The 2358-nt window shown below is 71.9% G+C and carries 2 protein-coding genes; both read right to left on the reverse strand.

Features of this window, described 5'->3' with window-relative positions; all coding sequences use genetic code 11:
- Positions 1-297: 297 nt before the first annotated feature.
- Positions 298-1635, reverse strand: a complete 1338-nt coding sequence (gene tssK / locus GXW76_RS25170; protein WP_211864882.1) for a type VI secretion system baseplate subunit TssK — start codon at positions 1633-1635, stop codon at positions 298-300.
- A gap of 129 nt (positions 1636-1764) precedes the next feature.
- Positions 1765-2358: type VI secretion system-associated FHA domain protein TagH (gene tagH / locus GXW76_RS25175; protein ID WP_211864883.1), on the reverse strand; the 594-nt coding region annotated here is incomplete at its 5' end.

The raw sequence follows: 2358 nt of genomic DNA on the forward strand, positions 1-2358 counted from the left end.
GCCGCAGGCGGCGCGGCAGGCCGCGGCCCCGCAGGCATCGCCGGCTGCGGGCGGGATGGCGCGCCACCGCCGGGCCCGCGCACCACAGTACGGTCGCTGTCGTCCGGTTCGGCGAAGGGATTGTCGCTCATCGCGCGCGGTCCTTCGGTTCAGCCTGCTTCATGGTTCGGCACGTGGCGTGGCGCGGCACGCGGGACCGGCGGCACGCCGAAGGCATGCCGAGGGCCCGAACGGGGCCCGCCGCAAGTCCGGCGAAGCCAAGCCGCGCGGATGCGCGGCGCGCGGCGTCTGAGGGCATCATCCGCGAATCGCCCAGAGTTCCATCTTGAGGTTCGGGAAATCGCCGGAGACATGGATGGCGAAGGCCCCGGAATTCTGCATCTGCGCCCAGTGCGGGCTGCCGCGGTCCAGTTCGAAATAGACCGACGCCGCGTGGAACGGGATCTGTCGCGGCGCCACCGGCAGCGGCCGCACCTGGATGCCGGGCAGCGCGACGTTCACCAGTTCGCGGATGTGCTCGACGGCGCCGATCTTCACCTGGTTCGGGAATACTCGGCGGATCTGCTCGGACGGGATGTCCGCCTGGACCGTGAGGACGAACTGGCTCGCGCGCAGCAGGTTGCGGTCGGTGATCGGGCCGACGCGCACGCCAAACTGGCGTTCCTGAAGCGGAATCGAGACCGCGTTGGTCTCGAGCACCATCGACAGGCTGCGGCGCAGGTCGGCCACGACCGGCGCGAAGGACCGCTGCAGGTCCTCGTGCCGATAGGCCGGATAGGTCGCGGCCATGCGCTTCGGGTCGGTGAAGGTGGCCAGTTCGCCCGCCAACTGCACCAGCGCGGCGTAGAGCGATTCGGGATGCACATTCCCGGCGTCGGCCCAGTGCGCCAGCAGCGGCTGCCAGCGGTTCACCGCCTGCAGCAGCAGGAAGTCCGCGACCTCGGCCACGCCGCGCGCGCCAGGCTGGGACAGGCGCGCGCCCAGCGCCTCTGCCCGCTGCCCCAGCATGCCGACCAGCTCGCCCACCAGGTTCCCCAGCGGCGGGGACGCGGAGACGCGCAGGCAGGGCGGGATGAAGCGGTCATCGACCAGCACGCGGCGATCGGCCTGCACCTCCACCACGCGGGTCAGGCCGATGCAGGAGAAGCCGGCGCGTTCCTCCGTCTCCAGCATGAAGCGCAGGCGCGGGCGGCCGACCTGGAGTTCCGCGGGGACGGTCGCGTCGGAATGGGTGTCGAAGGCTTCGAAGCCGCGCATGCCGTAGCGCGCGGCGGCCATTTCCGGCCCTTCGCTGAAGGCGATCTCCGGGCTGCCCGGCTGGCGCACCGGCAGCGCCAGGTAGACGACGCAGTTCCGCGTGCCCTCCGGCAGGTCGAGCGGCGTCGGCTGGTCGGCATTGCCGGGCACGGCGAAGGGCGTGCCATCCTCCATGACGCCGCTCGCGGAGGCGATGGCGAACTTGCCCGCCGCGAGCAGGTCGCGGTCGAGCGAAAGCTCCGTGATGCCCCAGGGATGCGGGCGCAGCGGTGCGGCACGCGCCTGCAGCATCCATTCGAAATGCCGGTCCTGCTGCTGGAAATGCTGGGCGCGGAGGAACATCCCCTCCTGCCAGACCACCTTGTCGTGCCACAGCATCCGCGAAACGCTCCCTTACCCTCGGGCCCGCAGGCCGACCCGCCGCGCCGGCCGGCGTGCGGCGCAGTGAATCGGCCTCCCGGCGGAGCCTAGACCATGATCCGCGAAGGACTGATGTCGGACCATGCCCTAGCCGTCCTTCCGCGACGCCTGTTCGTAGGCGCGCGCGAACTCCTTGCCGAAGGCGCTGTCGAAATCGTCGTCGAACTGTTCGGTGACCTGCTGATGGAGGCGCTTGTAGGCCTCCCACAAGCGCTTGTCCTTGCTGGCGAAGAGGCCGCCGCCGCCCTGGTCCTGGCCCTCGATCCCCTCGGGCGCGAGGCGCGCGAGCAAGGCGCGCGCGGCGGCCTGGGTCGCCGCCAGCGTCGCCACCTGGTGCGCCGTCAGGTCCTCGACCGTCTCGCGCACCGCGCGCGGACCGGTCTGCGGCCCGGCGGTCAGCAGCGAGGTCAGCGCCTGCTCGTCGGAGGCGGCGAACTTCACCGGATTGTTGCCGGCCGAGCGCAGCATGGTCTGCTCGATGCGGAACTCCCGCTTCACATCGGCGCGCGCAATCAGCAGCTGCCGCAGGCCGGAGATCGCCGCATGGAAGGCAGCGCCGAGGGCGCGCAACGCAGCGTCCGGATCGGTGTGCGCCGCGAGGTGCGGCGGCAGCCCGGCGCCGGCGAGGAAGGCCGCCAGCCCGGCATCGCTGCCCCCGGCCCCGGGCGGCGCCACGGGACG

Origin of the sequence: Neoroseomonas soli (genome assembly GCF_018129065.1) — a bacterium.
GTDB classification, from domain to species: domain Bacteria; phylum Pseudomonadota; class Alphaproteobacteria; order Acetobacterales; family Acetobacteraceae; genus Neoroseomonas; species Neoroseomonas soli.

Excerpts from the sequence above, each read along its gene's own strand:
- tssK (WP_211864882.1), bottom strand. The coding sequence starts at position 1,635 with ATGCTGTGGCACGACAAGGTGGTCTGGCAGGAGGGGATGTTCCTCCGC.